Source organism: Streptomyces sp. NPDC059850 (assembly GCF_042731515.1).
Lineage (GTDB): Bacteria > Actinomycetota > Actinomycetes > Streptomycetales > Streptomycetaceae > Streptomyces.
This window is the reverse complement of sequence record NZ_JBHWJI010000062.1, coordinates 17,444-41,191: the sequence shown is the minus strand read 5'-3', so window position 1 is coordinate 41,191 and position 23,748 is coordinate 17,444. Positions and strand designations below refer to the sequence as shown.

General features: G+C 67.4%; 21 protein-coding genes. 1 reads left to right on the top strand and 20 read right to left on the bottom strand.

The genetic code is table 11. The annotated features are described in order from the left end of the window. Positions 1-108: 108 nt before the first annotated feature. Complete coding sequence (locus tag ACFV9T_RS35565) at positions 109-1,539, top strand: M1 family metallopeptidase (protein WP_385446650.1); 1,431 nt, start codon at positions 109-111, stop codon at positions 1,537-1,539. Between the two features lie 202 nt (positions 1,540-1,741). Here the strand turns inward: ACFV9T_RS35565 and ACFV9T_RS35560 are convergent, their stop codons facing one another. The 20 genes from ACFV9T_RS35560 to ACFV9T_RS35465 all read right to left on the bottom strand — a co-directional run bounded on the left by ACFV9T_RS35560 (position 1,742) and on the right by ACFV9T_RS35465 (position 23,647). After that, positions 1,742-2,791 carry an aldo/keto reductase gene (locus ACFV9T_RS35560; RefSeq protein ID WP_385446663.1) on the bottom strand — a complete coding sequence of 350 codons (1,050 nt, stop codon included), beginning with the start codon at positions 2,789-2,791 and terminating at the stop codon, positions 1,742-1,744. Between the two features lie 81 nt (positions 2,792-2,872). Further along, entirely contained in the window at positions 2,873-3,457 is a 585-nt protein-coding gene (locus ACFV9T_RS35555) for an NADPH-dependent FMN reductase (protein ID WP_385446649.1), read from the bottom strand. A gap of 77 nt (positions 3,458-3,534) precedes the next feature. Beyond that, positions 3,535-4,764: an acyltransferase family protein gene (locus ACFV9T_RS35550; RefSeq protein WP_385446648.1), complete on the bottom strand. Its 1,230-nt coding sequence runs from the start codon at positions 4,762-4,764 to the stop codon at positions 3,535-3,537. A 56-nt stretch (positions 4,765-4,820) separates the two neighbouring features. Beyond that, a complete protein-coding gene (locus tag ACFV9T_RS35545) occupies positions 4,821-5,624 on the bottom strand; it encodes an SAM-dependent methyltransferase (protein WP_385446647.1) in 804 nt (267 codons plus the stop codon). Positions 5,625-5,800: 176 nt separating this feature from the next. Further along, positions 5,801-7,051, bottom strand: a complete 1,251-nt coding sequence (locus tag ACFV9T_RS35540; RefSeq protein ID WP_385446646.1) for an activator-dependent family glycosyltransferase — start codon at positions 7,049-7,051, stop codon at positions 5,801-5,803. A gap of 117 nt (positions 7,052-7,168) precedes the next feature. After that, a complete protein-coding gene (locus ACFV9T_RS35535; RefSeq protein ID WP_385446645.1) occupies positions 7,169-8,128 on the bottom strand; it encodes an NAD-dependent epimerase/dehydratase family protein in 960 nt (319 codons plus the stop codon). Between the two features lie 485 nt (positions 8,129-8,613). After that, on the bottom strand, positions 8,614-9,522 hold the full coding sequence (locus ACFV9T_RS35530) for an alpha/beta hydrolase (protein ID WP_385446644.1): 909 nt from the start codon (positions 9,520-9,522) through the stop codon (positions 8,614-8,616). After that, the gene (locus ACFV9T_RS35525) at positions 9,519-10,487 is read right to left on the bottom strand and encodes a Gfo/Idh/MocA family protein (RefSeq protein WP_385446643.1); all 969 of its coding nucleotides are present in this window, start codon (positions 10,485-10,487) and stop codon (positions 9,519-9,521) included. The genes ACFV9T_RS35530 and ACFV9T_RS35525 overlap by 4 nt, the downstream gene beginning before the upstream one ends. Then, positions 10,484-11,893 carry an NDP-hexose 2,3-dehydratase family protein gene (locus tag ACFV9T_RS35520; protein ID WP_385446642.1) on the bottom strand — a complete coding sequence of 470 codons (1,410 nt, stop codon included), beginning with the start codon at positions 11,891-11,893 and terminating at the stop codon, positions 10,484-10,486. The genes ACFV9T_RS35525 and ACFV9T_RS35520 overlap by 4 nt, the downstream gene beginning before the upstream one ends. A 38-nt stretch (positions 11,894-11,931) precedes the next feature. Continuing rightward, positions 11,932-12,693 carry an NAD-dependent epimerase/dehydratase family protein gene (locus ACFV9T_RS35515; RefSeq protein ID WP_385446641.1) on the bottom strand — a complete coding sequence of 254 codons (762 nt, stop codon included), beginning with the start codon at positions 12,691-12,693 and terminating at the stop codon, positions 11,932-11,934. A gap of 178 nt (positions 12,694-12,871) precedes the next feature. After that, positions 12,872-13,855 carry a dTDP-glucose 4,6-dehydratase gene (gene rfbB, locus ACFV9T_RS35510; protein ID WP_385446640.1) on the bottom strand — a complete coding sequence of 328 codons (984 nt, stop codon included), beginning with the start codon at positions 13,853-13,855 and terminating at the stop codon, positions 12,872-12,874. A 75-nt stretch (positions 13,856-13,930) separates the two neighbouring features. Further along, positions 13,931-14,707, bottom strand: a complete 777-nt coding sequence (locus ACFV9T_RS35505) for a class I SAM-dependent methyltransferase (protein WP_385446639.1) — start codon at positions 14,705-14,707, stop codon at positions 13,931-13,933. 84 nt (positions 14,708-14,791) lie between these two features. After that, positions 14,792-15,745, bottom strand: a complete 954-nt coding sequence (locus ACFV9T_RS35500) for an NAD-dependent epimerase/dehydratase family protein (protein ID WP_385446638.1) — start codon at positions 15,743-15,745, stop codon at positions 14,792-14,794. Further along, positions 15,746-16,666, bottom strand: a complete 921-nt coding sequence (gene rfbA, locus ACFV9T_RS35495) for a glucose-1-phosphate thymidylyltransferase RfbA (protein ID WP_385446637.1) — start codon at positions 16,664-16,666, stop codon at positions 15,746-15,748. Then, positions 16,663-17,304, bottom strand: a complete 642-nt coding sequence (locus tag ACFV9T_RS35490; RefSeq protein ID WP_385446636.1) for a dTDP-4-dehydrorhamnose 3,5-epimerase family protein — start codon at positions 17,302-17,304, stop codon at positions 16,663-16,665. The genes rfbA and ACFV9T_RS35490 overlap by 4 nt, the downstream gene beginning before the upstream one ends. A 274-nt stretch (positions 17,305-17,578) precedes the next feature. Then, complete coding sequence (locus ACFV9T_RS35485) at positions 17,579-18,727, bottom strand: nucleotide disphospho-sugar-binding domain-containing protein (RefSeq protein ID WP_385446635.1); 1,149 nt, start codon at positions 18,725-18,727, stop codon at positions 17,579-17,581. A 12-nt stretch (positions 18,728-18,739) separates the two neighbouring features. Further along, positions 18,740-19,885 (bottom strand): nucleotide disphospho-sugar-binding domain-containing protein, encoded by a 1,146-nt coding sequence (locus ACFV9T_RS35480; protein WP_385446634.1) that lies wholly within the window; start codon positions 19,883-19,885, stop codon positions 18,740-18,742. Positions 19,886-19,944: 59 nt separating this feature from the next. Continuing rightward, positions 19,945-21,120 carry a nucleotide disphospho-sugar-binding domain-containing protein gene (locus ACFV9T_RS35475; protein WP_385446633.1) on the bottom strand — a complete coding sequence of 392 codons (1,176 nt, stop codon included), beginning with the start codon at positions 21,118-21,120 and terminating at the stop codon, positions 19,945-19,947. Positions 21,121-21,133: 13 nt separating this feature from the next. Next, positions 21,134-22,210, bottom strand: a complete 1,077-nt coding sequence (locus ACFV9T_RS35470; RefSeq protein WP_385446632.1) for a glycosyltransferase — start codon at positions 22,208-22,210, stop codon at positions 21,134-21,136. Between the two features lie 231 nt (positions 22,211-22,441). Further along, a complete protein-coding gene (locus ACFV9T_RS35465) occupies positions 22,442-23,647 on the bottom strand; it encodes an MFS transporter (RefSeq protein ID WP_385446631.1) in 1,206 nt (401 codons plus the stop codon). Between the last annotated feature and the right edge of the window lie 101 nt (positions 23,648-23,748).

Sequence of the window (23,748 nt, the reverse complement as noted above, 5' to 3'; positions counted from 1 at the left end):
TGACAACCGACGGTTGCTGATAGCAACTGACGGCCAAAGCTTCACTAGAAGTGGTGAACTGCAGTTCGGGGACGTTTATATCGACAGCGATCCGGTTCACCCGCTTTCATGGCGATCATCAGCCCGCGCACCTTCCCGAGGAGACCCGTGCCCCAGCGCCCCGCCACACACCGCCTCCCCGGGGCCCTGCTCCTCGCCCTCCTCCTGACCACATCCTGCGGCGGGGCCGACTCCCCGGCCCGCCCCGGTGCGGCCGGGGTCGGCGACGCCCTCTTCCCGAACCTCGGCAACGGCGGCTACGACGTCACCCACTACCGCCTCACCCTCGACTACGCGCCCACCACCCACCGGCTGCGCGGCACCGCCCGGATCACCGCCCGCGCCACCCGCGCCCTCAGCTCGTTCCACCTCGACCTCGCCGGACTGCGCGTCCGCGAGACCACCGTGAACGGCCGCCCCGCCCGCGCCACCCGCGACGGCTCCGAGCTGACCCTCACCCCCGCGACTGATCTCCCCAAGGGCCGCACCTTCACGACGACCGTCGCCTACGACGGCGAGCCGAAGGCCCTCACCGACCCGGACGGCTCCCGCGAAGGCTGGCTCCGCACCGCCGACGGCGCCGTCGCACTCGGAGAACCGACCGGCTCCATGACCTGGTTCCCCAGCAACAACCACCCCTCCGACAAGGCCGCGTACGACATCGCCGTCACCGTCCCCCGGGGCTACACGGCCGTCTCCAACGGCGAACTCATCCGTCGCACCACCCACCGCGGCCGCACCACCCACCACTGGCGCACCCGCGACCCCATGGCCACCTACCTGGCCACCGTCGCCATCGGCCGCTTCGACATCCACACCACCACCGCGAACGGCCTCCCCCAGTACGTCGCCATCGACCCCACCGAGGCCAAGGCCTCCCGCAAGGTCCCCGCCCAGATCACCAAGATCACCGCCTGGGAACGCCGCACCTTCGGCCCCTACCCCTTCGCCTCCACCGGCGCCATCGTCGGCCACCTCCCCGACCTCGGCTACGCCCTGGAAACCCAGACCAAGCCCTACTTCGCCGCCGCGCCCGATGAACGCCTCATCGTCCACGAACTCGCCCACCAGTGGTTCGGCGACTCGGTCACCCCGCGCGCCTGGACGGACATGTGGCTCAACGAGGGCTTCGCCACGTACGCCGAGTGGCTCTGGACCGAACAGCACCACGGCCGCACCGCGCAGCAGACCTTCGACGCCTTCTACGACGGCACGGACGAGGAGAGCAAGGGCATCTGGGCCTTCCCACCCGCCACCCCGCCCTCCTCCGCCCACATCTCCGACCCACCCGTCTACGGCCGAGGCGCGATGGCCCTCCACCAACTCCGCCGCGCGGTCGGCGACCGCGCCTTCTTCCGCATCCTCCGCACCTGGCTGAAGACCCACCGCCACGGCAACGCCGACACCCGTCAGTTCATCGCCCTGTCCGAGCGCCTGTCCGGCAAGGACCTGAGCGATCTCTTCGACACCTGGCTGTACGCCAAAGGCAAGCCGAAGTGACATGATCGGCTACTGATCACCTGACCGGCGTCCTGCTGGTCCGAGGATGCCCCGGGCACCGGGCCGGCCGGCACGGTGCCCCGAAACAAAGAAGACCCCTGCTCATCGAGCAGGGGTTCTGTTCGCCACAACGCACTACTGACCCTCGTGGAACCGGCGCCCGGTCAGGTTCTTGATCCGCGACAGGTCCAGGTCAGCCACTTCACAGGATGTCTCTGACGGTTCGAGCCGCCGCCCGGCGGTGCTCCAGGTCCTGCCACAGGTCCCCATAGGTCCCATTGGTGAACTTCGGCTTCCGCATCAGTTCGTGGGGGAAGCCCAGTGACACCTCGCTGAGATCGTCCAAGCGCTTGGTTTGATCCTCATCGAGCCACACGCGCGAGCTGGCCAGGGTGTCCCGCAGCTGTGCCGGCTTGGTGGCACCGAGGATGGGCAACACCGGATGAGGGCGACCCCGGAGCCATGCGAGAGCCACCTGGGCAGGCGTCCATCCGCCTTCTTCGGCGATCCTGACGACCTCACGGACGATCTCAGTGTCGCGTTCGGCCTCACCCGCCCAGTTCTCCACGGTCAGCCGGCCGCTCTCGCCGCGCAGGTACTTGCCGGTCAGCCGTCCCTCGGCCAGCGGGCCCCAGGCGAACACGCTGACATCGCACGTCCTGGCCATGGGCAGCAGATCCCGCTCCACGGTGCGCTCCAGCAGGTTGTAGCGGACCTGCATGCCGGCGAAGGCCGACCAGCCGCGCAGCTCGGCGAGCATATTGGCCCGGGCTACCTCCCAGGCCGGCCAGTTGGAGGCGCCGACATAGAGAATTTTCCCCGCGCGCACCTGGTCGTCGAGGGCGCGCATGACCTCCTCGACGGGAGTGAACGCATCGCGGGCGTGCAGCCACAGCAGGTCGATGCGGTCGGTCTGCAGTCGGCGCAGGCTGGTCTCCAGCGAGTCGACGAGGTTCTTGCGATGGTTCCCCGCGGAGTTCACATCTCCCGGCCGGGTCATGGCGTTGTACTTCGTTGCCAGGACGAACTTGTCGCGTCGGCCCGACAGCACCTTCCCGACGCAGGCCTCCGACCGACCGCCGCCGTAGACATTGGCGGTGTCGATGAAGTTGCCGCCCTCTTCGGCGTACTGGTCGACGAGCCGGGTCGCGACCTCCTGGGAGGCACCCCAGTCGCTCACCCCGAAGGTGCCGGCGCCGAGGCACAGATCGGACACACGCAGCCCGGTTTTTCCCAACAGGTTGTACTTCACGCTTGGTACGCCCTTCTTCAACAGACGCTCGGGGGCCAGTTCGGGCAGGCAGTGCCGGTGCGGCACCGTCGGGCGGATAAGTCAGAGACCGTACGGGCGCTTGGCCCGCGCCTCGCTGAGGGCGAGAGCCCACCAGGCGAGCTGGTCGAGGAGGGTCTTGGCAGCCGCCTCGGCACCCTCGGCGTCCTTGGGTCGGCCGTCGTCGAAGGCGGCGGCGCCGCCGTGGAAACTCACGGTGTCGCGGATGGTGACAGCGTGCAGTTCCGCGAAGATCTGACGGAGCTGCTCGACGGCACGCAGGCCGCCGGAGAAGCCGCCGTAGCAGACGAAACCAACCGGCTTGGCCTGCCACTCCGTCAGGTGCCAGTCGATGGCGTTCTTCAAGGAGGCAGGAAAACTGTGGTTGTACTCGGGCGTCACCACCACGAAAGCGTCCGCCAGCGCGAGGCGGGGCCGAGTCGTCTCCAGCACGGCGATCATTTCCGGCGAGGGCTCGCGGGTGGGGCCCTCCATGGTCAGCGGCACGTCTGCCAAGTCGATGACATCCACGATCAGGTCGGTGCGCTGGACCGCCACACTCGTGAACCATTCGGTAACCGTGGGGGCGAAACGAGTATCACGGACGCTGCCGACTATCACGGCGAGACGGAGGGGCTTTTCAGTCATGTCGGTCCTTTCCATTCCCAATTTCGCCTTCTGGAAGATAGGAATGTGGTGAGTGCGGGAAGGGGGAGGGATTCGGATCAGGCTGCATCCGTAGCAACGCCGGACCGCAGGCTGCGTGGCGAGCTGTCCCGTGGCCGGGCCCAGCGACGCATGGCAGGCTGCTCGACCAGGGTGTACAGGGCCCAGGCGAGCACAATGGAGACGCCGAAGCAGCCCACCAGAAACGCGATGCCTCCTGGGGTGCTCCACGCCGGCCCGGAGGGCTGGCCGAACATGTTGGGCTGCGCCCCAAAGGCCCTATGCCCGAACTTCAGGACCAAAGAGTGGACGAGATAGAAGGCGAAGGATATCTCGCCGAGCCACACCATGGGGCGCATGCTGAGCCAAGTCCACTGCCCCCGGACATCAGCCGCAGCAGCAGCTGAGATCAGTAGCGCGAGGGGGATTACGGTCAGCGCCACGTAGTTGTAGAGAGGGTCGTGCTCGATGTGGATCGAGGCCACGTACACCATGACCCCGAGCAGAGCCGGGGGCACGATACCCAGCCGAATCCACCGGCCAGTAAGGACAATTCGACTCATGAGCATACCCAGCAAGAACTCCAGCAAGCGCACGACTGGAAAGACGTACACGAACCAGATCTGCGTCCAAGACAGCTCCGTGAACGAGAATTTCGGCGTGTCCGGAAGAAGGGCGTGGGCGACCACCGGAATCACCAGAATGAGCAGCACCACCCCTCCGGCCATGTACCACAACCTGTTGGACTCGATTTTATTGATCACCTTGATGAGCAGCGGAAATGAAAGATAGAAAAGGAGTTCCACCGACAACGACCAGCTCACGGTGTTGGCAGTTTCGATATAGGAGTTATCCGGCAACCACGCATGCAGCAGGAAGAGGTTGCCGAGCGTCTGGGGAAAGGCAATAGCCGTACTGGTCAACGACAGCAGGACGACGGCGGCGACGAACGTCACCACGTGGCTGGGGAAGATCTTGACAATCCGTCGTCGCCAGAAATTCCAAACAGTGTCCGCGGGCCGCACCGACCAAGTCAGCACGAACCCACTGAGGATGAAGAAGAAGGAAACGCCGACCGCACCTGCATTACCGAAGTAGCGGTAGTAATCAGCCGCCACATGAGTATCGCGGAAAGCACCAGCGGCCGCTCCGTGCACCGCGAACACCATGGCCGCGGCGATAAAACGCATGCCGGTGAGCGAGGGAAGTCTGGACGTCGTCAACTGGGACACCACACAGGCGCCTTCCTTGAGTGAATGCAGAATCGATAAAGGGCGAGTCATCGGCATCGATCTTCCGTGACGGCCCGTTGGGGATACTCAGCCGGGTCTGCAGGTTGACGCTGTCACGCTTTGCGCGCGACACCCGCGTAAAGGTTCGAGCGCTCATCGCTGTCGCCAGAGGTGGAGTCCGGCCGCCATTGAGGCGTGAACACCAAGCCGGGTTCAAGAAGTTCGAAATCACCGATCAATCGCATGACCTCCGCACTTGTGCGGGGAACGATTGGCGAGCGACCAGCCTCCCGGAACATGTCAATTGTGTTCTGCATTGTCTCCGGGTCGTTGTCCCAGGTGAAGCAGGACAGAGCAAGATGACTGCCGGAGGGAAGTGCGTCACGGTAACCCGAGATGATGGCCCACGGATCGTCCTCATCGGACAGGAATTGCGTTACTCCGAGCATGAGGAGACCTACAGGCTGGGAAAAGTCGATCAATCGACGAGTGGCATCGGCGCCCAGCACGGCATTCATGTCACGCACGTCTGCCTCAACCATGGCCGTTCCCGCAGCGCCGCTCAATATGAGCCCACTGTGCGCAACCGTGGCCGGCTCGTTATCCACGTAGATCACGCGGCACTCCGGATCGAGTTGCTGAGCCACCTCGTGCACGTTTCCCATAACCGGCAGGCCCGAGCCGAGGTCGATGAATTGCCGGACGCCGCAGTCGATGAGGAAACGGACCACACGCTGCAGGTAATCCCGGTTCTGGCGCGCCATAATATTGGCCGGCAGAACCGAGAGCACCTGCTCAGCCAGTTTCCGGTCGGCCGCGAAGTGATGCGTACCGCCCAGCAGACAGTCATACGCTCGAGCAGCGCTCGCCACCTCTCGGTCCATTCCGTCAGGGATCCATTGCCGGGTCGTGGACATCAAGCATTCCTCATTTCCTCTTGGGTTTCCCATCACAGGCAGGACCGGCGCCGGATCTCGCCGCCCTTGTCCCTGAGTCGGGAATTCGGTTCGGTTGTCCGGCGAGGCGGTTCAAGGATCCTGTACGCGGTCTTCGTACCCGCACTGAGTTACGCAGCGCATCCCGACTCAGGACGCTAGCGACGGTGCCGGGCGGTCATTTCCTCCAGCACCGTTACGAGGTCGGCAGGGGAGGGCGTCTCCTCCATCTCCCTGTGCAGCGCGGCAGCACCGTCCTGGAAGGACTGGTCCTCGAGCAGTCGGGTGAGCCCCTTCTGCAGGGCGTCCGCAGTGAAGTGGTTGCTGTCGATCACCAGTCCGGCGCCGCTGTCGGCGACGTACTGGGCGATGGTTGTCTCGCCCCAGAACAGCATCGGCGTAATCAGCTGCGGCACCCGATGAGCCACCGAGGCCGCAAAAGTGCCGCCGCCACCGTGGTAGATGACCGCCGAGCAGGTCGGCAGCAGGTAGTTGAGCGGTATGTACTCCACCAGGCGAACGTTGTCCGGCACCGCGGCGATGGAGTTCCGCTGCGCGGCGCCCACCGTGGCCACCAGTTCCACATCCAGCTCGGCCACCGCCTGGACAACCTCGGCGAACGAGACACCGCTCTGCCGGAAGAGCTGGCGGCCGCGGCCGCCGACACCGAGGGTGAGGCAGACCCGAGGACGCTCGGGCCGCTCGTGGACCCAGCTGGGCACGGCGGCTGTCCCGTTGTAGGGAACCCGGCGCAACGAGATGAACGGCAAGTCGACCGGCAGCTGCATCGCCCGTGGCATGGGATCGATGGTCCACTGCCCGAGCAGCAACTCCTCCTCGTACTCAAGGCCGTAGGGCGTCAGCATGCCCTCCATCAGAGCGTGCACCGGGTCCTCCTGCGGCTGCGCCCCCCGCGCCGCCAGGTGCTCCCGAGACCGCGCGCGCAGCCAGCCGATGTTGTCGCGGCCCCACAGCATGCGGGCCTGGGCAGCTCCGCTGACCCGTGCGGCCACGGCGGCCGGAACGCAGAACTGGTCCCACACCACCAGGTCCGGCTGCCAACTGCGGGTGACGTCGACCAAGTCGGGCAGGACCTGGCGGTAGAGCGACAGGACCTTGCACATCTTCTCCCACTGCTCCTCCCAGCCGGAGGGGTCCGCAGTGTCCAGGAACAGGGCGTCGTCGAGGCTGTCGGTCCGGTCAGGATTCGCGTTGAACTCGACCACTGAGGCGAGCTTGTCGCGGGAGCCGAGAGGCACGGCCGCTAGGCCCGCACTGGTGACGAGGTCCACGGCATCGGGATGAATGGCCACCCGTACCTCGTGGCCGGCATTCTGCAGGGCCCAGGCCAGCGGAACGATCGGGTGCACATGTGCGGTGGCGGGAAAGACTGCGAACAGAACACGCATGAGTGCTTCTCCGTTGAGGGTGTCGTGCAAGGAGTGCCGCCGGCCACCTCACCCGGCGAAGGGACAGACGAAGCCGACGGTGGAGGGGCGGAGCTCAGTGGCTCGAGGCGGATAGGCTCACGCGGCCCCAAGGAGCCCGGTGAGTGAAGCATCCAGGTTCCGGCGCGGCACCCAGCCCAACAACTGCCGCGCCCGGGAGACGTCCAGCATCTGGCAGTCCACGTCACTGCGGGAGGTACCTGTCCGGGCTCGCTCGACCAGCCGGACCGGCAGGTCGCTCAGCTCGATCAGCCGCTCTGCCACTCGGGCCGCGCTGACCGCCACTCCGCTGCCAATGTTGATGACGCGGCCCGATACGTCAGCCCGCGGCGCGCGCGTCACGGCAAGTACCGCGTCGGCGACGTCGCGTACGTCGACGAAATCACGCTCCGCGTTCAGCGGACCGAGGACCAGGTCTCTGCCAGCGGCATCGCCGTCCTGGGCGAACCGTTCAAGGTGCGCCGCGATGTCGCCGAGAAGGCTGCCGGCCGGCAAACCCGGGCCAATGATGTTTGCTATCCGCAGCACAACACCGTTCAGCTCGGATGTGCTGGCCGCATCCAGTACGCAGCGTGCCGCCTCCACTTTGGAGCGCCCGTAGGCGTTGGCCGGGGCCGGCGTCCGCTCCTCGGTGATACCGGTGTCCCTGCTACCGGGGCCGTACTCGTGGACGCTGCCGAGCTGGATCAAAAGGGGCCGGTGCGGCAGCGTCCGAACGGCTGCGACCAGGGTGGAGACCAACTCCGTGTTGGCTCCCCACATCTGCTGGTCCGTCATGCGCCAATAACCGCCAGCAGCGTTCACCACCACATCCGCCCCGGTGTCGGCGAGCATCGCGCCCACTTCCGCGGGCCCGGCCGCGAGCAGGTCGAAGACGACGAAGTGCTCGACCGTCGGACCGTTGCCGCCGACGTCACCGGGTCGAGTCCGGGAGACGCTGACGACCCGGGCACCCGACGACCGGAAGGCCGCACGCAGATGTCCGCCCACGAAACCGCTGCCTCCGAGCACCACCACGCAAGGCTGCTCAAGTGTCATGCCGAGATCTCCACACGCGTGTGATCGCCCACGACGAGGCGGTGCTTCGACGAGTCCTGGCCGCGGGGGCCGACGACCGCCACTTGTCCCGATCTTCGAACGTGGCGCCAGGGAGGGCATTCGGGCCAGACGCTTCGTCTCTGACCAGCTGCGCGGTGAACGCGCCGGCCACGGCGACCAGGCCCTGGGGAAGCAAGGTATCGCCGCGGTGGAGCACGCAATCGTCGCCGCCGGAGAAGATGCGCGTCGAGGACGGCGCGTGGACAGGACCGCGCAGACGGCCTCGCAGGGATATGGGTGGCGGTGGTCCGCTCGGTTCCCCGGCTCGGTCCCGTACCCCGTGCTGAGTTCGCGTGCTTGTCCATGATGTCTCCCCTTTCGGTGGTGAACGGTGCTGCGGTGGGAAGGCCAATTCGGCGGAGACTGATGGACAGCTCACCTCGGCGGAACGGGGTGCGGCCACGCCGTTCACACGGAAGTGACCATCAGCGCAACCGTGCTCTGCCCTCCCCGTGGGAGGCCGGTACAGCCGCGTCGCGCGCCAGCAGGCACTCCTCCAGAAACGCCAGCGCCCGGAGGTGGTAAGTGCGCGCCGCCCAGCCGAGGCTGATGTTGTGCCCGGCATAGGGCTGGCGGGCGACATCCACCCGGGGCGAGGACGTCAGACGGCGCACCAGGTCCCCCACCACCTCGTCGTCGTGGAGCCACCACTGCTCCTGCTCGGCGAAGGTGAAGCGGACCGGGACACGCACCCGGGCGGCGATGAGGGGATACATGTCCGGCCACAGCGGCCCGTCCCGCGCCTCCCGCTCCGGAACCGGCGCCACCAGTGAACGGCCCAGACGGAACGCGCTGGGCGGGTACAGCCGCAGCGCCCCCCAGTGCCGGCGCCACGCGCCGCGCCCCTGCGCCCCGGGAAGCTGTGCCAGGTCGACGGCGTACCGGTGGCCGAGCCCGGAGATGTCCACTCCCAGCAAGGAGTCGCCGCGCTCGGCCGCGGCGGCGGTCAGGGCGAGCTTGCCGCCGTAGGAGTGGCCCACCATGAAGTAGCCCGCGCCGAGCGGATGGCCGCGCGCGAAGCACGTCAGCGCGGCGTGCAAGGTCGAGGACTGGTCGGCGAGGCTCTGGCCCGTGGGCAGCCGGGAGACGGACACCCCATAACCGGGGCGGTCCACGGACAGCACGGTATAGCCCAGTTCGGCCCCCAGCCGCAGCAGGGAAAGGCCGGGCCGGGCACAGCTGTCGAAGTAGCCTGCCCGCATCCCCGCACCGTGCACGGCGACCACCACGGCGCGCGGGGCCGCATGGAGCGGCTCCGCGAGCAGTGCCGAGAGCTGGACACCACCGGCGTCGAGGGTGATCTCGCGGACCGAAGGCGCCTGCGGGCCCGTCATCGGGAGTCCTTCGCCGCGCAGGCACGCAGCTCGTCCAGCAGCCACGCCTGCCGCAGCGACAGGGGATCAGGCACCGACTCGCCGCGCACGGCTGCCGCGAACGCGCGTACCGTGGCTGCCACTTGGTCGTCGGCCGGCAGCGCCAGCTCCTCGACGCTGCCTTGCCGCTCGATACGAACCCGGGGCTGGTGGTCGGCGGGCGGCGTGAAGGCGCGCTCGACGGTGATACGGCCGAGGCTCCCCCAAAGCTCGTAGGCGCTGCGGTAGCCGTGGTCGAGCCCGAACGACAGCTGGGCGCTGACCCCGTCCGGCGTACGCAGCAGTGCCGCTCCGGCGGTGTCGACCTGGCGGCCGCCGTGGGCGCCGAGGGTGGCGCCGACGACTTCCAGGGCGTCACCCAGGAAGTACAGGGCCGCGCGCACGGGGTAGACCCCGGTGTCCCACAGGGCACCGCCGCCGAGTTCGGCGTTGTAGCGGATGTCGCCGTCGGGCAGTCCGGGGATGGCGAAGGTGGCGTGGAAGGCGCGCAGCCGGCCGATCGCCCCGTCGGCCACCAGCCGGCGGATCGCGGCGTGTTGGGAGTGATGGACGAACATGACGTTCTCCATCAGGGCCAGCCCCGACTTCGCGGCCAGGGCGAGCAGCCCTTCGGTCTCCGCCAGGGAGGTGGTGAGCGGCTTCTCGGCCAGTACGTGCTTGCCCGCCCTCAGCGCCGCGTTGGCCCACTGCGCGTGCAGGGCCGCCGGTAGCGGAATGTACACGGCGTCCACGTCGTCCCGCTCCAGGAGATCGCCGTAACTCTGATGGGGCGAAACGCCGTACTGCCCGGCCAGCTCGCGGGCTCTGGCGGCGTCGCGGCTGGCGATCGCGGCGATCTCCACTCCCTCCTGCGCCGCCATCGCGGGCAGCATGCGGCGCCGTGCGATGTCCGCGCAGCCCAGTACGCCGATGCGAACGGGCCTCATCGGGTGTGCACGGCTGTCGCGTTGAGGCAGGCGAGCAGAGTGCGGGCCTGGACGTTGACGTAGTGGCCGTGCTGGACCAGGGCGGTCAGCTGGGCGGGGGTCACCCACTGGAAGCCGGCGGGCGGAGTGAGCGGGGCCTGCTCCTCGTCGGCCTCGACCAGGAGGTAGCGGCTCTCCGCGTTCAGGAACCGGCCGCCCTCCTCCGAGTGCACGGCCTCGTAGGAGATACGGGACCGGTCGGCCGCGAGCACCAGGTCGAGGAAGGGCGGGCGGTCCTCACCGGTCAGGTGGGCGTGGTTGCCCGGGGTGTACTGGACGGTGGGACCCAGCTCGACCGTGTCGAGGAAGCCGCCCTCGACGCGGGCGTGTGCCAGCACGTGCCGTACTCCACCGATCCGCCGGGTCAAGAAGGCCGTCACACCCAGGCCGTGGGGCTCGAACAGCGGCTGGGTCCAGCCGCTGACCTCGCGGCTGCCGGCTTGGACCGATACCGCCACGACATCGAAGTACCGGCCCGCGTCGTGGCTGATGGCCGACGCACCGCGGGTCCAGCCGGGAAGCCCGGCCAGCGGTACGCGTTCGGCGTGCACGTCGTGCCGCGAGCGCTCCGCGGTGAACCAGGACAGCAGCGCGACGTCCGAGAGCAGGGCGTCCTCCCCGGCACCCGGGAGCGGCACGCACGCCAGCACGGTGCGTGAGTCCATGTTGACGACGTTGTCCCGGTGCAGCAGCTGTCCGATCTGGCCCAGGGTCAGCCAGCAGAAGTCCTCGTCGAGCGGCACCTCGCCGACGGCTTCCACAATCATGTTGCGGTTGCTCTTGTGGAAGAACCAGGAGCCGTGCTCGGACTGCAGGACGTCGGCGATCACCCGGCCGCGCCCCGGCTGAGTGAAGTACTCGATGTACTTCACGTCCGTGCCCCGGTGGACCTTGGTGTAGTTGCTGCGGGTGGCTTGGACGGTGGGAGAGAGCTGGAGCAGGTTGGGGTTGCCCGGCTCCATCTTGGCCTGCAGCAGGAAGTGGAGTACTCCGTCGAACTCCTTCACCAGGATGCCCAGGATGCCGACCTCGGGCTGATTGATGATCGGCTGGTGCCACTCGCGGTGAGCGCCCTCCTCTGTCGTGACGTGCAGGCCCTCCACAGAGAAGAACCGGCCACTGCGGTGCACCAGATTTCCGGTGGACTCCTCGAACGACCAACCGTCGAGTTCGTCGAACGCGATCCGGTCGACCTGGAACCGGTGCGCCCGGCGCCGCCCTTCGAGCCATTGGGTGAAGTCCTCGGTGCGCAGGGCCACGCCCGAGGCCGCAGCGGCCGACGCGGCCATCCGGTCATTGACCGAGGGGTCGTGGCGCGGCCGCAGGGCTGCCGCGTCGGCTGCGGGCTTGGTGAGGGGTGAGAGCATGGAGAACTCCAGGCGGATCGGTGGGAAGGCGCGGGCGATTAGGCTGCCGTGGAGGGATCGGCCGAGGCGATGAAGGCGTCGAGAACCTGCCGGTAGTAGCCGGGGCCGAAGCCCATGGCCGCCGTCTCCGGGACGAGGGCGCGCAGCTTCTCGGTGGAGATGACGTGATGAGCCCCCTCGTCCTGGTACCGGCGGCGGACCGGTAGATCCAGTCGGGTCGCAAGGTGGTCGACGATCCGCTCCACCGGCACGGCCGTGCCGGAGGCCACGTTGACGGTCTCGCCACGCAGCCCCTGGGCGAGCAGCCGGTCGATGACGGTGACCACGTCGCGGACATCGATCAGGTCACGGGCGGCGCCGCGCTGGATACGCACGGAGCCCTCGCGTATCTGCCGTATGAGGGTGGGGATCAGCTGGTGCGGGGGCTGTCCGGTACCGACGAGATGACCCAGACGCAGGATCAGGTGATCGGCGCCCGAATCCTGCAGCTGGCGTTCGAGCGCGAGCTTATGTGCGCCGTACGGAGTGCAGGGCGTGATCGGGCTGTCCTCCCGGCCCGGCCCGTCGACCGCGCCGTACATGCCGGTGGCCGCGGTGGAGAAGAACAGCAGCCGGCGCCTGGTGGCACGGCACCGGGCTGCGGCCTGCCTCAGCAGCGCGGACTCCCGGGCGAAGTCGGCGTCCGAAGTGCCGCTGGCCCAAGAGACGCCCGCCGCCATGGCGACCGTGTCCGGATGGCGGTGTGCGAGAGGGCGCAGGTTCCGGGCGAGGAATCCGTTGCCCACAATCTCCATGGTCATCCGCGGGCCTCCACGAATCCCTTCATCGAAGATCGATGACGTAGTCGAACATCCGATCGGCCAGAGACTGGGTGCACGCTGCCCCAGAAGCTGTGCCCGGTGATGGTGTTGCTGTGGGCGAGGGTGCCCACGACTCGGGGCGCCCGCTCCTGTCGGCCGGAGCCGCCGGAGGAGGGCCTCACGCCTGCGAGCCGCCGTGCTTGGCGCCTTTCCACCAGGCGGGGTGATCCTTGTACCAGGCCACGGTGTCGGTGAGACCCTGCTCGAAGGTGATCCGCGGGGCGTAGCCGAGTTCCTCGCGGATCTTCGTCTCGTCGAGGGAGTAGCGCAGGTCGTGCCCCTTGCGGTCGCCGACCCGGCGGACCCTGGACCAGTCCGAGCCGGTCAGTGCGAGCAGGCGTTCGGTGATGGCCCGGTTGGTCTGCTCGTTGCCGCCGCCGATGTTGTAGACCTCACCGGCCCGGCCCTTGTTCAGCACGAGGTCGAGCGCGCGGCAGTGGTCGTCCACGTGTAGCCACTCGCGGATGTTGCCGCCGTCGCCGTAGAGCGGCACCTGCTTTCCTCCGAGCAGATTGGTGACGAACAGCGGGATGAGCTTCTCGGGGTGCTGGTACGGACCATAGTTGTTGGAACACCGGGTGATGGAAACGTTCAGCCCGTGGGTGCGCCAGTACGACCGCGCCAGCAGGTCCGATGCCGCCTTGGAGGCGGAATACGGGGAGTTGGGCGCAAGCGGCCAGTCCTCGGTCCAGGAGCCTTCGTCTATCGACCCGTAGACCTCGTCGGTGGAGACGTGGACCACGCGCTGCACACCGCTGACGAGGACCGCGTCGAGCAGCCGCTGAGTGCCGGTCACATTGGTGTGGACGAACTCCTCGGCCGCTTCCACGGAGCGGTCCACGTGCGACTCGGCGGCGAAGTGGACCACCGCGTCGTGGCCGGGCAGCAGTCGGCGCAGCAGGTCGCTGTCGCAGATGTCGCCGCGGGCGAAGGTCAGGCGCGGGTGCGTCTCGGGGAGGTTCGCGCGGTTCCCAGCGTAGGTGAGCTTGTCCAGAACAGTGACGTGCGCACCCTCCCACTCCAGGTAGCCGCCGCCGAGAAGCGTGCGCACATAGTGCGAGCCGATAAAACCGGCGCCGCCGGTGACCAGAATCTTCCTCATGCCGCTACCTCGATTCACATGTGGTCACCGACGACAAGCCGGCGGTGAGTGCGATGGAGCTTGAGCCGCGGCGGATCAGTTCTCACCCCACTCCAGGTAGATGATCGGGGATTCGCGGTGGGGCAGCTGGCGCAGTTTCGCGTTGCCGAGCTCTACGAATTCGGCCAGCGCTTTGGTTTCACCGGGCCACTTGGGGTGGGCGAGTTCGTCGAAGGCCAGAATGCTCCCCTTGACCAGGTGCGGACGGATGGCGTGAAGGATCTCCAGGGTGGGCTCGTAAAGATCGACGTCTATATACGCCAGCGCGATGACGGTCTCCGGGTTCTCCCGCAGATACTCGGGGACCGTCTTGCGGACATCTCCCTGCACCACAAAGCTGCGCTGGGTGTGGCCGTAGGGCTCGTTGACCTCGTGGGCGGCGAGTACCTCGCGCAGGTGGTCCACTTCATGCTCAGGAACGGCGAACCGGCCGGGGACGGCGCTCGGAGTGGCGCGGTCGATGTCAGCTATGGAGGGAAAGCCGGTGAAGGTGTCGAAGCCGATGACACGGCGCAGTGAATTGTAGGGCTCGTAGATGCTGCGCAGAGCGGTGAAGGCGGCGAGATGGCGTCCGTGCAGCACACCAAACTCCATGACGACCCCTGGGACATCGGTGATCATCCGGTACAGGGCATCCATGGCCAGCAGATCAGCGAGCTGGTGCCGGCGCAGATACACCGGGAGATTGTCGATCAGATACTCGGGCGGAATCGGCGTCTCGGCCAGGAGCTTGGTGAGGCGCAGCCGCGAGTCGCGTTCCTGCTCCGACTCGTGCGGTACGGTGCGCGGGTCCCTGTACTCGATGTCAGCCATGCTCTTCCTCTCTCGTTTTTCGTTCTGTCTCTGACGGTTTGTGGAACGCCTCGCGGCAGCCTTGACGGAGTGACCGGTCCTGCGTCAGCGACTTGTCGCTCCCACGTCCCACATGTCCTGCAGCGACTCCTTCAGCCCGATGCGAGGGCTCCAGCCCAGCAGCTCCTTGGCCAGCCGGATATCGGCCTGGATCCAGTCGACGCCCAGGCTGCGCACGGGGCTCTCCCGCTCGCTGACGGTGGCCTGCGGCAGTCCCGCCGCAGACAGACAGTGGGAGACCAGCTCGCGCATAGGCACCGCGACGCCGCTGCCGATGTTGAAGACGTGTCCGCTCACCGGGCGTTCCGCCGCTTTCACCACGGCCGCGGCGACGTCGCGTACGTCAACCCAGTCACGCATCGCGTCGGCCACGGTCAGGGCCAGCTCGCCGCCTCGGCCGACGCCGCGCAGCTGAGGCAGGAGCTTCCCCGGGAAGCCCGCAGGTGTCGGGTAGGGGCCGCACGTGTTGACCAGCCTGAGCACCACACCGCTCACCGTGTCCGCGCGGGCCGCGTCGAGGACGGCCTGCGACCCGGCGAGTTTGGCCCGGGCGTAGGCGTTCAGGGGTTCGGGTGGGACGGACTCGTCCAGGGGGGCGCCGGCCGTTCCGGAGCCGTACTCGTGGATGGTCCCGATGTGCACGAGCCGGGGGCGCCCCGGCTGCCGCCCTACCGCCACGACCAGCTTGCGGGCCAGATCCTCGTTGGCGCGCAACAGCTCGGCGGCACGCCCCTCCCCGCCATCGGCGGAGCTGGTCAGGTCGGTCGCGCCCGCCATGTCGGTGGCATTGACCACGACGCTCGCACGCACGTTCCGGAGCATCCGGCCGATCGTCTCGGCCGACGCGGTGAGCAGGTCCATGGGTTGGAAAGCGGCGTCCGCGCTGTGCGGCGCGGGCTTGCGGGCCACGACGACGACCCGGTAGCCGTGCCGGGCGAAGGCCGCGCAGATGTGCCGCCCGATGCAGCCGGTGCCACCGAGTACGACAGCGCACGGCATTCAGGCCGTCCGCGGGAGCGCGGTGGTCAATGCGGCGGCAGGGTGGCTCGCCGCGGCCCCTTCGACGAGGTTGATGAGATAGGCCCCGTATTCGGTGCCGGCCTGCTCGCTCCCGAGCCGGTGGCACTCCTCCATGCCGATGTAGCCCATGCGGTAGGCGATCTCCTCGACGCAGCCGATCCGCACGCCCTGCCGCTTTTCCAGGATCTGCACATACTGGCCGGCTTCCAGAAGCGAGTCGTGGGTGCCCATGTCGAGCCAGACGAATCCACGCCCCAGCTCGGCCAGCTGCGCCCTGCCCTGCTCCAGGTAGGCCCGGTTGATGTCGGTGATCTCCAGTTCGCCGCGTTCGGACGGCACAAGGTCCTGGGCCAGCCCGACCACGTCGTTGTCGTACATGTACAGGCCGGTGACGGCGATGTTGGAGCGGGGCTCGCTGGGCTTCTCCGTCAGGGCGGTGAGCTGCCGGTCGGCGTCCAGCTCAGCGACCCCGTACCGCCATGGGTCCTTGACCGGGTAGCCGAACAGCGCGCACCCGTCGAGCCCGGCCGCGGTCGTACGCAGCAACTCGGAGAAGCCGTGGCCGTGAAAGACGTTGTCGCCCAGGATGAGCGCCACCTGGTCGGCCCCTACGTGGCCGGCGCCGATGACGAACGCCTCTCCGATGCCGTTGGGCTCCTTCTGCTCGGCGTAGTCGATGCTCAGGCCGAGCTGGGAGCCGTCGCCGAGGAGGCTGCGGAACATCTCCAGGTGGGACGGTGAGGAGATCACCAGGATCTCCCGGATGCCGGCGAGCATGAGGACGGACAGCGGGTAGTAGATCATCGGCTTGTTGTAGACCGGGAGGATCTGTTTGGAGACCACCCCGGTCAGCGGCTTAAGGCGGGTTCCGCTCCCCCCGGCGAGGATGATCCCTTTCATGAGCGGGCTCCCGTCAGTCCATGCCCCGCCTGTGCCGCGGTGCCCAGTTGGGCCTCCAGTTCCAGGCAGCGTTCATAGTCGGGGAGCAGCCCGCGCTCCGCGGCCTGAGCGAGAGTGGGAGCGGCGGCGTCCCGCTCGGAGAGGATCGGGTCGATGTCCTCGGGGATCGGCAGGCCGAGCGCAGGGTCGAGCGGCGAGAGGGCCAGCTCGTGCTCCGCGACGTACGGGGCTGAGGTCAGGTACGACATGACCGTGTTGTCGGTGAGCGCCACGAAGGAGTGGCCGACACCAATCGGCAGGTACACGGCACGGAAGCCGACCTGGTCCAGGAGGACGGCGTCCCATTTGCCGTACGTGGGCGAGCCACGCCGGATGTCCACGGTGAAGTCCAGGCACCGCCCGCTCGCGCAGTAGACGTACTTGGCGGCGCCCGGAGGTGCGACGGTGTAGTGAATGCCCCGGACGACACCTCGTCGGGACAAGCTGTGGTTTCCCTGGGCGACCGCGAACAGCGGTCCTCCCTTGGCGGTTTCGAAGGCCGCCTGCTGAAAAGGGGCGACGAATATCCCGCGTTCGTCGGAGAACGTCCGCGAGGTGAACTCCAGTGCGCCCTCCACAGCAAGCTTTCGCGCTTCCATATGTCCCTCCGGACAAGGGGGAAATGGGCAAGGAACATCTCCCGTGCAACAGCCGGCAGAGCCGGGGCATCAGCGGAGATGGGGGCGATCAGGCGGGCCCCGCGAGCCTGACACGGGATCGCGAATAGCCAAAACACGCGGGTGGATAACTGCCCTGCGTGTACCTTGATTTCAGCGCAGATAGAACACTGCGAATGCTAAAGAATCTATCTTCGGATCCGCCCAAGGTCAATACCGAAACTTCAGAGCATGGGCGAGAAATGTCAGAGGAATGTCAGCGGTGCGCCAGTTCCGCGACCGCGCCCACCATCTGGTTCGGTGACGGCATGGCCAGGATCTCTTTGCGGAGCGCCCGGGCACGCGTGGCGTAAGAGGTGTCCGAGACGACCTCGCGGCAGGCCGCACCCACGACGTCCGGCGCGTCCTCTCCGGTCTTCAGCGTCACGGCCGCGCCGTAGTCGGCCAGGCGCCGCGCCTGGTCGACGAGCATCTCCGCGCCGGGGACGATGACTTGGGGCGTCCCGGAGTACATGCCCGTCAAGCTGGTCACGCCGCCCCCGTGGTGCACGAGCAGATCACACGTCGGGGCCACAACGTCCAGGGGGAACCACCCCGCGTGCACATCTCCGCAGGCTTCGCGCAGGTCGGAGGTGAGGCCGTCGGGGGCGGCGATCAGGATGTCGGCGTCGAGCGGTGCGAGCTCCGACACCGTACGCGTCAGGAAATCGAAGAGCTTGTGGTGGCCGTCGCGGGTCACCTGGCTGCCGGCGGTGAGGCAGATCCGGCGGCGGTCCCCACGGGTATACATTCCAGGTTCGAGCTGGCGTTGGCGGTTCGCCGGAACGTACCGCATCGGCGACGCGGGGCGGGCGGCAGCGGGCCGCAGACTGGGTGGGCACACGTCGATGAACAGGTCGGGCTCGGGAAGGCGTGATAATCCGAGCTCGCGCAGCTCGGGTTGGAGTTCCTCGTCGGCGCCGCGATGCACATGCCTCGCGTCGATCGCATCCCACGCCAGCCGCACCCACGGGATCCCGAGGTACGGGGCCAGCAGCGGCGCCGCGTACGCCATGGTCCCGCCGACGACGACATCGGGGCGCCACGCTGCCGTGAACTCCTTGAGGACGCCGAGGCTCGCGGCGGCCATACGGCCGAACCAGCGGCCGGTGAACACGCCCTGCTGGGCCACCCCGGCGTCGAGCGGCGGAGGCACCGGCCGCCCCTGCCGGTCCTGGGAGATGAAGTGCCGGATCGGCAGGTCGGTCATCGAGATCACCGGGATCGCCGCCACCTCGGCGGCGGACATCAGGTCCCTGTTGGCCGCCATGAAAATCTCGTGGCCCGCACTGCGCAGGGCCGTGGCGAGCGGGGCCAGCGAGAACACGGTCGCCTGGCCACCGCCGGTGACAAAGAGAACTCTCATCGGTATGCCTCCTCAGGGGGAGCAGGTCGCGAGGTCTTCGAGTACGCCGACCACCTCGCTTGGGGATGGCATGGCGGCGATCTCGCGGCCGAGCGCCTGAGACTTTTCGACGTAGGCCGAGTCCTCAAGGAGTTCCTGGAGGCCCTTCGCGATGCTGTCGGGGGTGACCTCGTCGGGCAGCAGGTTGATCGCGGCGCCATAGTCGGCGACGAGTTGCGCGGCGCGGCGTACTTTCTTCTCCTGGGGCAGGAGCAGCTGGGGTACTCCCGAGATCATCGCGGTCTGCCCGGTGAGGCCGCCGGCGTGGTGCACGATGAGGTCGCAGGTCGGCATCAGCACGTCCAGCGGAATCCAGCCCGCGCGGATGTCGTCGAACTGGGCGCGCAGTTCAGCGGCGACCTCCTCCGGCGCCGGGATGACGATCTCGGCGTCCAGGACGGCGAGGCTGTCCACCATGCCCCGGATGAGCTCGAAGTTGTTGTCCCGGGCGGCCATGCTTCCGCCCGTCACACACACCCTGCGCCGCTCGCCGCGCGTGTACATCCACGGTTCGACGGTGCTCTGGGAGTTGATGGGGACCCATCGGATCTGTTGGGCGGGGGCGGCGCCGGCCCATCGGACTCCGGGCGGACAGTTGTCGATCATCAGGTCGTGCTGCGGGATGCGGTCCAGGCCCAGTTGCCGCAGTTCCGGCTCGAGTTCCTCCTCGCTGCTCACGTGGATGCCCACAGTGTCCAGCGCGGCCCAGGTGTGCCGTACCCACGGCACCGACAGTTCGTGGGCGAGGAGCGCCGCCGCGTAGGCGTGCGGCCCGCCGATCACGATGTCCGGACGCCAGCCGGCCGCCACCTCCCGCAGCTGTACGAGGCTCTCCGCCGCCACGCGCCCGAACCAGCGGCCCGTGTACCGGATGAACTCGGGATGGTCCACGTCCTCCGGGACGATCTCCCGCTCGCCGGAGCGCCGCGTGCCCTTGATGTCGGCTATGGGGCTGATGGTGCCAGCGATGGCCGGCAGGCCGATCCCGGTCACCGCCGACGTCCGCTCCTTCACGGTCGACATGAAAACCTGGTGCCCTTCGTCACGTGCCGCGGTGGCAAGCGGGGCGAGAGCGAACGCGTTGGACGGGGTGGGGCCCGCGACGAACAGCATCTTCATGGGCGATCCGTTCTCTTCTCGTCTTGTCGGGGGTGCTGCTTCGCGAAGGGGGGCGGTGGTCAGGAACCGTAGGCGCGGGCGAGCTTCTCCAGATCGGAGGCGATCTGCGCGGGGGACGGCATGCACTCCATCTCCGTACGCAGAACCCCGGCTGCCTCGGCGTACCGGGAGTCTGTGAGCAGCTGTGTCAGTGCCTCGTGGAGGAGACCGGCATCGTCCTGGGCAGTCACGGTGTCGAAGCTGATTCCCGCGCCGGTGGCCGCCAAGCGGTCGCCGTGCGCGAAACAGTCGGCCATCTGCGGAAGTACCAGCTGTGGCAGCCCGAAGAGGGCGGCGGTCATGGTGGTGGCCGCACCGCCATGGGTAATGACGGCGTCGCAGGAGCTGAGGAGTAGATGGAGCGGGACAGGATCGACCATCCGCACGTTGGCCGGCACCGGACCGATGCTCTCCCGGTGCCTTGCGCCGACCGTGGCGATCAGTTCGACACCTCGCATCTCCGCGAACGAGTGCAGCAGCGCGCGCACGAAGGGCACCCCGTTGTAGACCAGGGTTCTTCTGCCGAGAGAGACAGCGACCCGCTTGGGGCGCGAGCGTGGTCGGCCCCACTCCGCACGCAGCCATGAAGGCATCGCCTCGCTGCCATTGAACGGCACATAGCGCACCGGAGTCTCCGGCTTCAGTTCCGGGAGCTGAAGGGCACTGGGGCAGGAATCAAGGACTACCGTGGGGTCAGGGAGGGTATCGAGGCCCAGCGACTGGCAGGTCTGGCGCAATTCCTCTCTGGCAGCGGGGAGCCGGGGCGTGCCGATCGGATCGACACCCCAGCGATGGTGAACGACCGGGACCTGCAGCAAGGCTCCCAGAATGAGTGCGCTGTACTCCAGCGGATCGGAAATTATCAGTTCCGGCCGGAAGGAGCGGGCGAAATCCAGGTAGTCCCTCACCATCGATTTCGCATGCTCCATCCACAGACCTCCGAAACCGCCCTTCATGCCGCGCGGCCGGGATTCCAGTGGGCGTTTCCCTGGCGCCAGGTCGTTGAGTACCAGCTCTTCGGTATTGAACGAATCGCCGAGGCTCACGAAGTTCAGCCCTGCCGTACGGGTGGGTTCCGCACTGTCGGGTCTCCCCAGGACGAGCACCTCGTGGCCAGCGGCGCGGAGAGCCCAGGCGACCGGTACCAGAGTCGGAAGGTGGCTTGGGTCAGGAGTCGTCATCACGAGGACACGCATTCAGGTCACCTTGTCACTGAGCGAGGGCGGACAGCGAAGACACCAGCGCCGCCGGGGTGGGCAGGGACTCCATCTCGTCCCGCAGTCGCCGTGCGGCACTGGAGTGGGCGGGATCCGTGAGGAGTGAAGTGACGGCCGTGCGAATCGCCTCCTCATCCGCCTGAGCATTGGACAAGGACCGGGCCGCACCAGCTGTAGCGATTCGGCCGGCGATCACCTCCTGGTCCAAGCCTGTGGAGATGGCCAGCTGGGGCACTCCAGCCGTCAGGGCGGTCATGGCGCAGCCGGCGCCACCGTGGTGGATGACCACATCGCAGCTGGGCATCAGCAAGTGCAACGGCGTACGCTCCATCAGCCTCACGCCAGGCGGAAGAGTTACGGCGCGCTCCATCCGTTTGCGGTCGGCACCCGCGAGCAGAACGAGGACCTCAGCGCCCAGACCTGCGAGAGCGTCCACTATGCGAGGCACCGCGAAGGAAATCGGCCCGTATATGCCGCTGACGGAGGTTCCCCAAACCACACACACCCGCGGCGGTCCGGCAGAGCCGCGCTCGCCTTGCGGCAGCCTCGCTCCAGGACCGTTGTACGGCACATGGCGAATGGATAGCCGCTCGGCCTTCAGGGGTGGTCGCGCGCTTATCGGAGAAGGGTCGATCACATGCTCATAAACGTGCGGGCCCATCTGCCCCACGCCGTACCTGGGGAATGCCCCACTGGGGTCCATGGGCACGAAGCTCGCCCCCGGTGGTGCTCCCGGTACGTCGTCGTCCGGGCCGACAGGCCCCCACAGCTGCAATATGGCGGGAATATCCAGGACTTTCCCGATGAGCGGCCCTTCGAAGCTCATGATGTCGTGAACCACAAGATCGGGAAGCCACCAGCGTGCGAATTCTACTGCGGCGTCACTGCTCCGAGCCACGACACCGATGGCCCAGTCATGGTTCTCTCGGGACCACGCATTCATATCGAATTCATCGAGCGATTGAAGCGGTTCCCCAGTAAGCGGGTGCAGTGGGAGTTCCGAAAAGGGCCATGCACCAAATTCAGCCATTCGGAAATTGTGCAGTCGGCCCCGCACCGTCATGTCCATAGCTTCGAGAATTGGAACCGGCATGAGCCCTGCGTTGCTTACCGACTGTGTCTGGCACGGAGTGCAAAAGACATTCACCTCGTGGCCCGCCGCCTGCAATGCCCATCCCAGGGGCACCATGGAGGCCCAGTGCCCAGGCCAGTTAGACACGGTAAACAGAACCCGCACTCGCACTCCTTTCGAATGAGCGAATCGATCGGATTTCCCTCACGAACGCATCAGCGCATCACGTCAGCCGCTGTAACGCGCCGCACGGTCCGTGGTGCGTGAGACGAGGCCCCAGACAGCCACCACCAGCCCTCCCGCCGCGACTGCGGTCATGAGCAACAGGGGCGGCCGGTAGGCCGCGGCGATGTCCTCTTCGTGACGGGGAAGCCCCAGCGAGAGCAGGGCAGACACCAGCGTCAGCATGATCACGGCGCCGAACTGTACAGCGGTCTGGTAGAGCGCTGACGCCGCTCTCCGGTCAGCGGGTGGGAGAGCGCTGCTCGCCTGCATGTTCAGTGCTGCGAACGCACAGACAAACCCCACCCCGACCAGAACCAGGGTGGGCAGGAGATCCGCGGCGTATGAGACGGGCACGGTCGACCTCAGGTAGAGGGCGTAGCCGATGAGAGGCGCGGCAGCACCCAGGGCGATGAGCCGCGGCGCGCCGAAGCGCATGACCAACCGCCCGGAGGCCAGAGCCGAGACGGCCAGGGGAACGCAGGCCGGCAGAAATGCCAGCGCGGTCTGCCCAGCGCTCCACCCCAGCATGGTCTGAAGCTGGAAGGTCGCGAGGAACAACAGCCCCAGGTAGGTGCCGTTGAGGGTCGCGGCGCCAAGGGCAGAACGGATCAGGGGACCGTTCCTGAGCAAGCGGCGAAGCGGTCGGCCCACGGGCGCTGCGGTGCCATCGAGGTCGCGCGGGACGATAGCGGCTGCAAAGAGGAGCAGGGCAAGAGCGACAGGGGCTGCGAACAGAAAGGTCCAGCGCCAGCTGACCTGAGTGAGAACGCCGGACAGCAGCAGTCCCGTCGTGAATCCGATGGCGCCGAAGAAGGAGTAGACCGCTACGGCGCGGTTGCGATCCGCGCCCTCGCGAAACGCGGTAGTGATGATGGCCAGACCGGTGGGTGCTGTCAGTGCAGCGCACGCTCCTTTCACCATGCGGGTTGCGATCAGCAGAGTCTCGTTGGTCGCCAACCCGCCTACGAGGGAAGCCACAGCAAAGACCAGAAGCGCGGCGAGGTAGACGCGCCGTTGCCCAAACAGCGCGGCCAGGCGGACGCCAGGCAGGAGCAGCGCACCGAATCCGAGCGCGAAGCCTCCCATGACCCACTGAACGGTCCAGATCGATAGAGCGAAAGCATCGCTGATCGCGGGCAGCGAAACGATGACCACGGATACCTCTAGGGCATCCAGGAGCATGTTGCCTGCGAGCACCACCAACAGCATCCAGCTCCGCCGGGAGCACGATGCGAAGTCGAGGGCTGCGGGAGTCGAAGATGACGCTTGACTTTGTGTCATGGGAACACCGCCAGGAAAGGAGCCGGCAC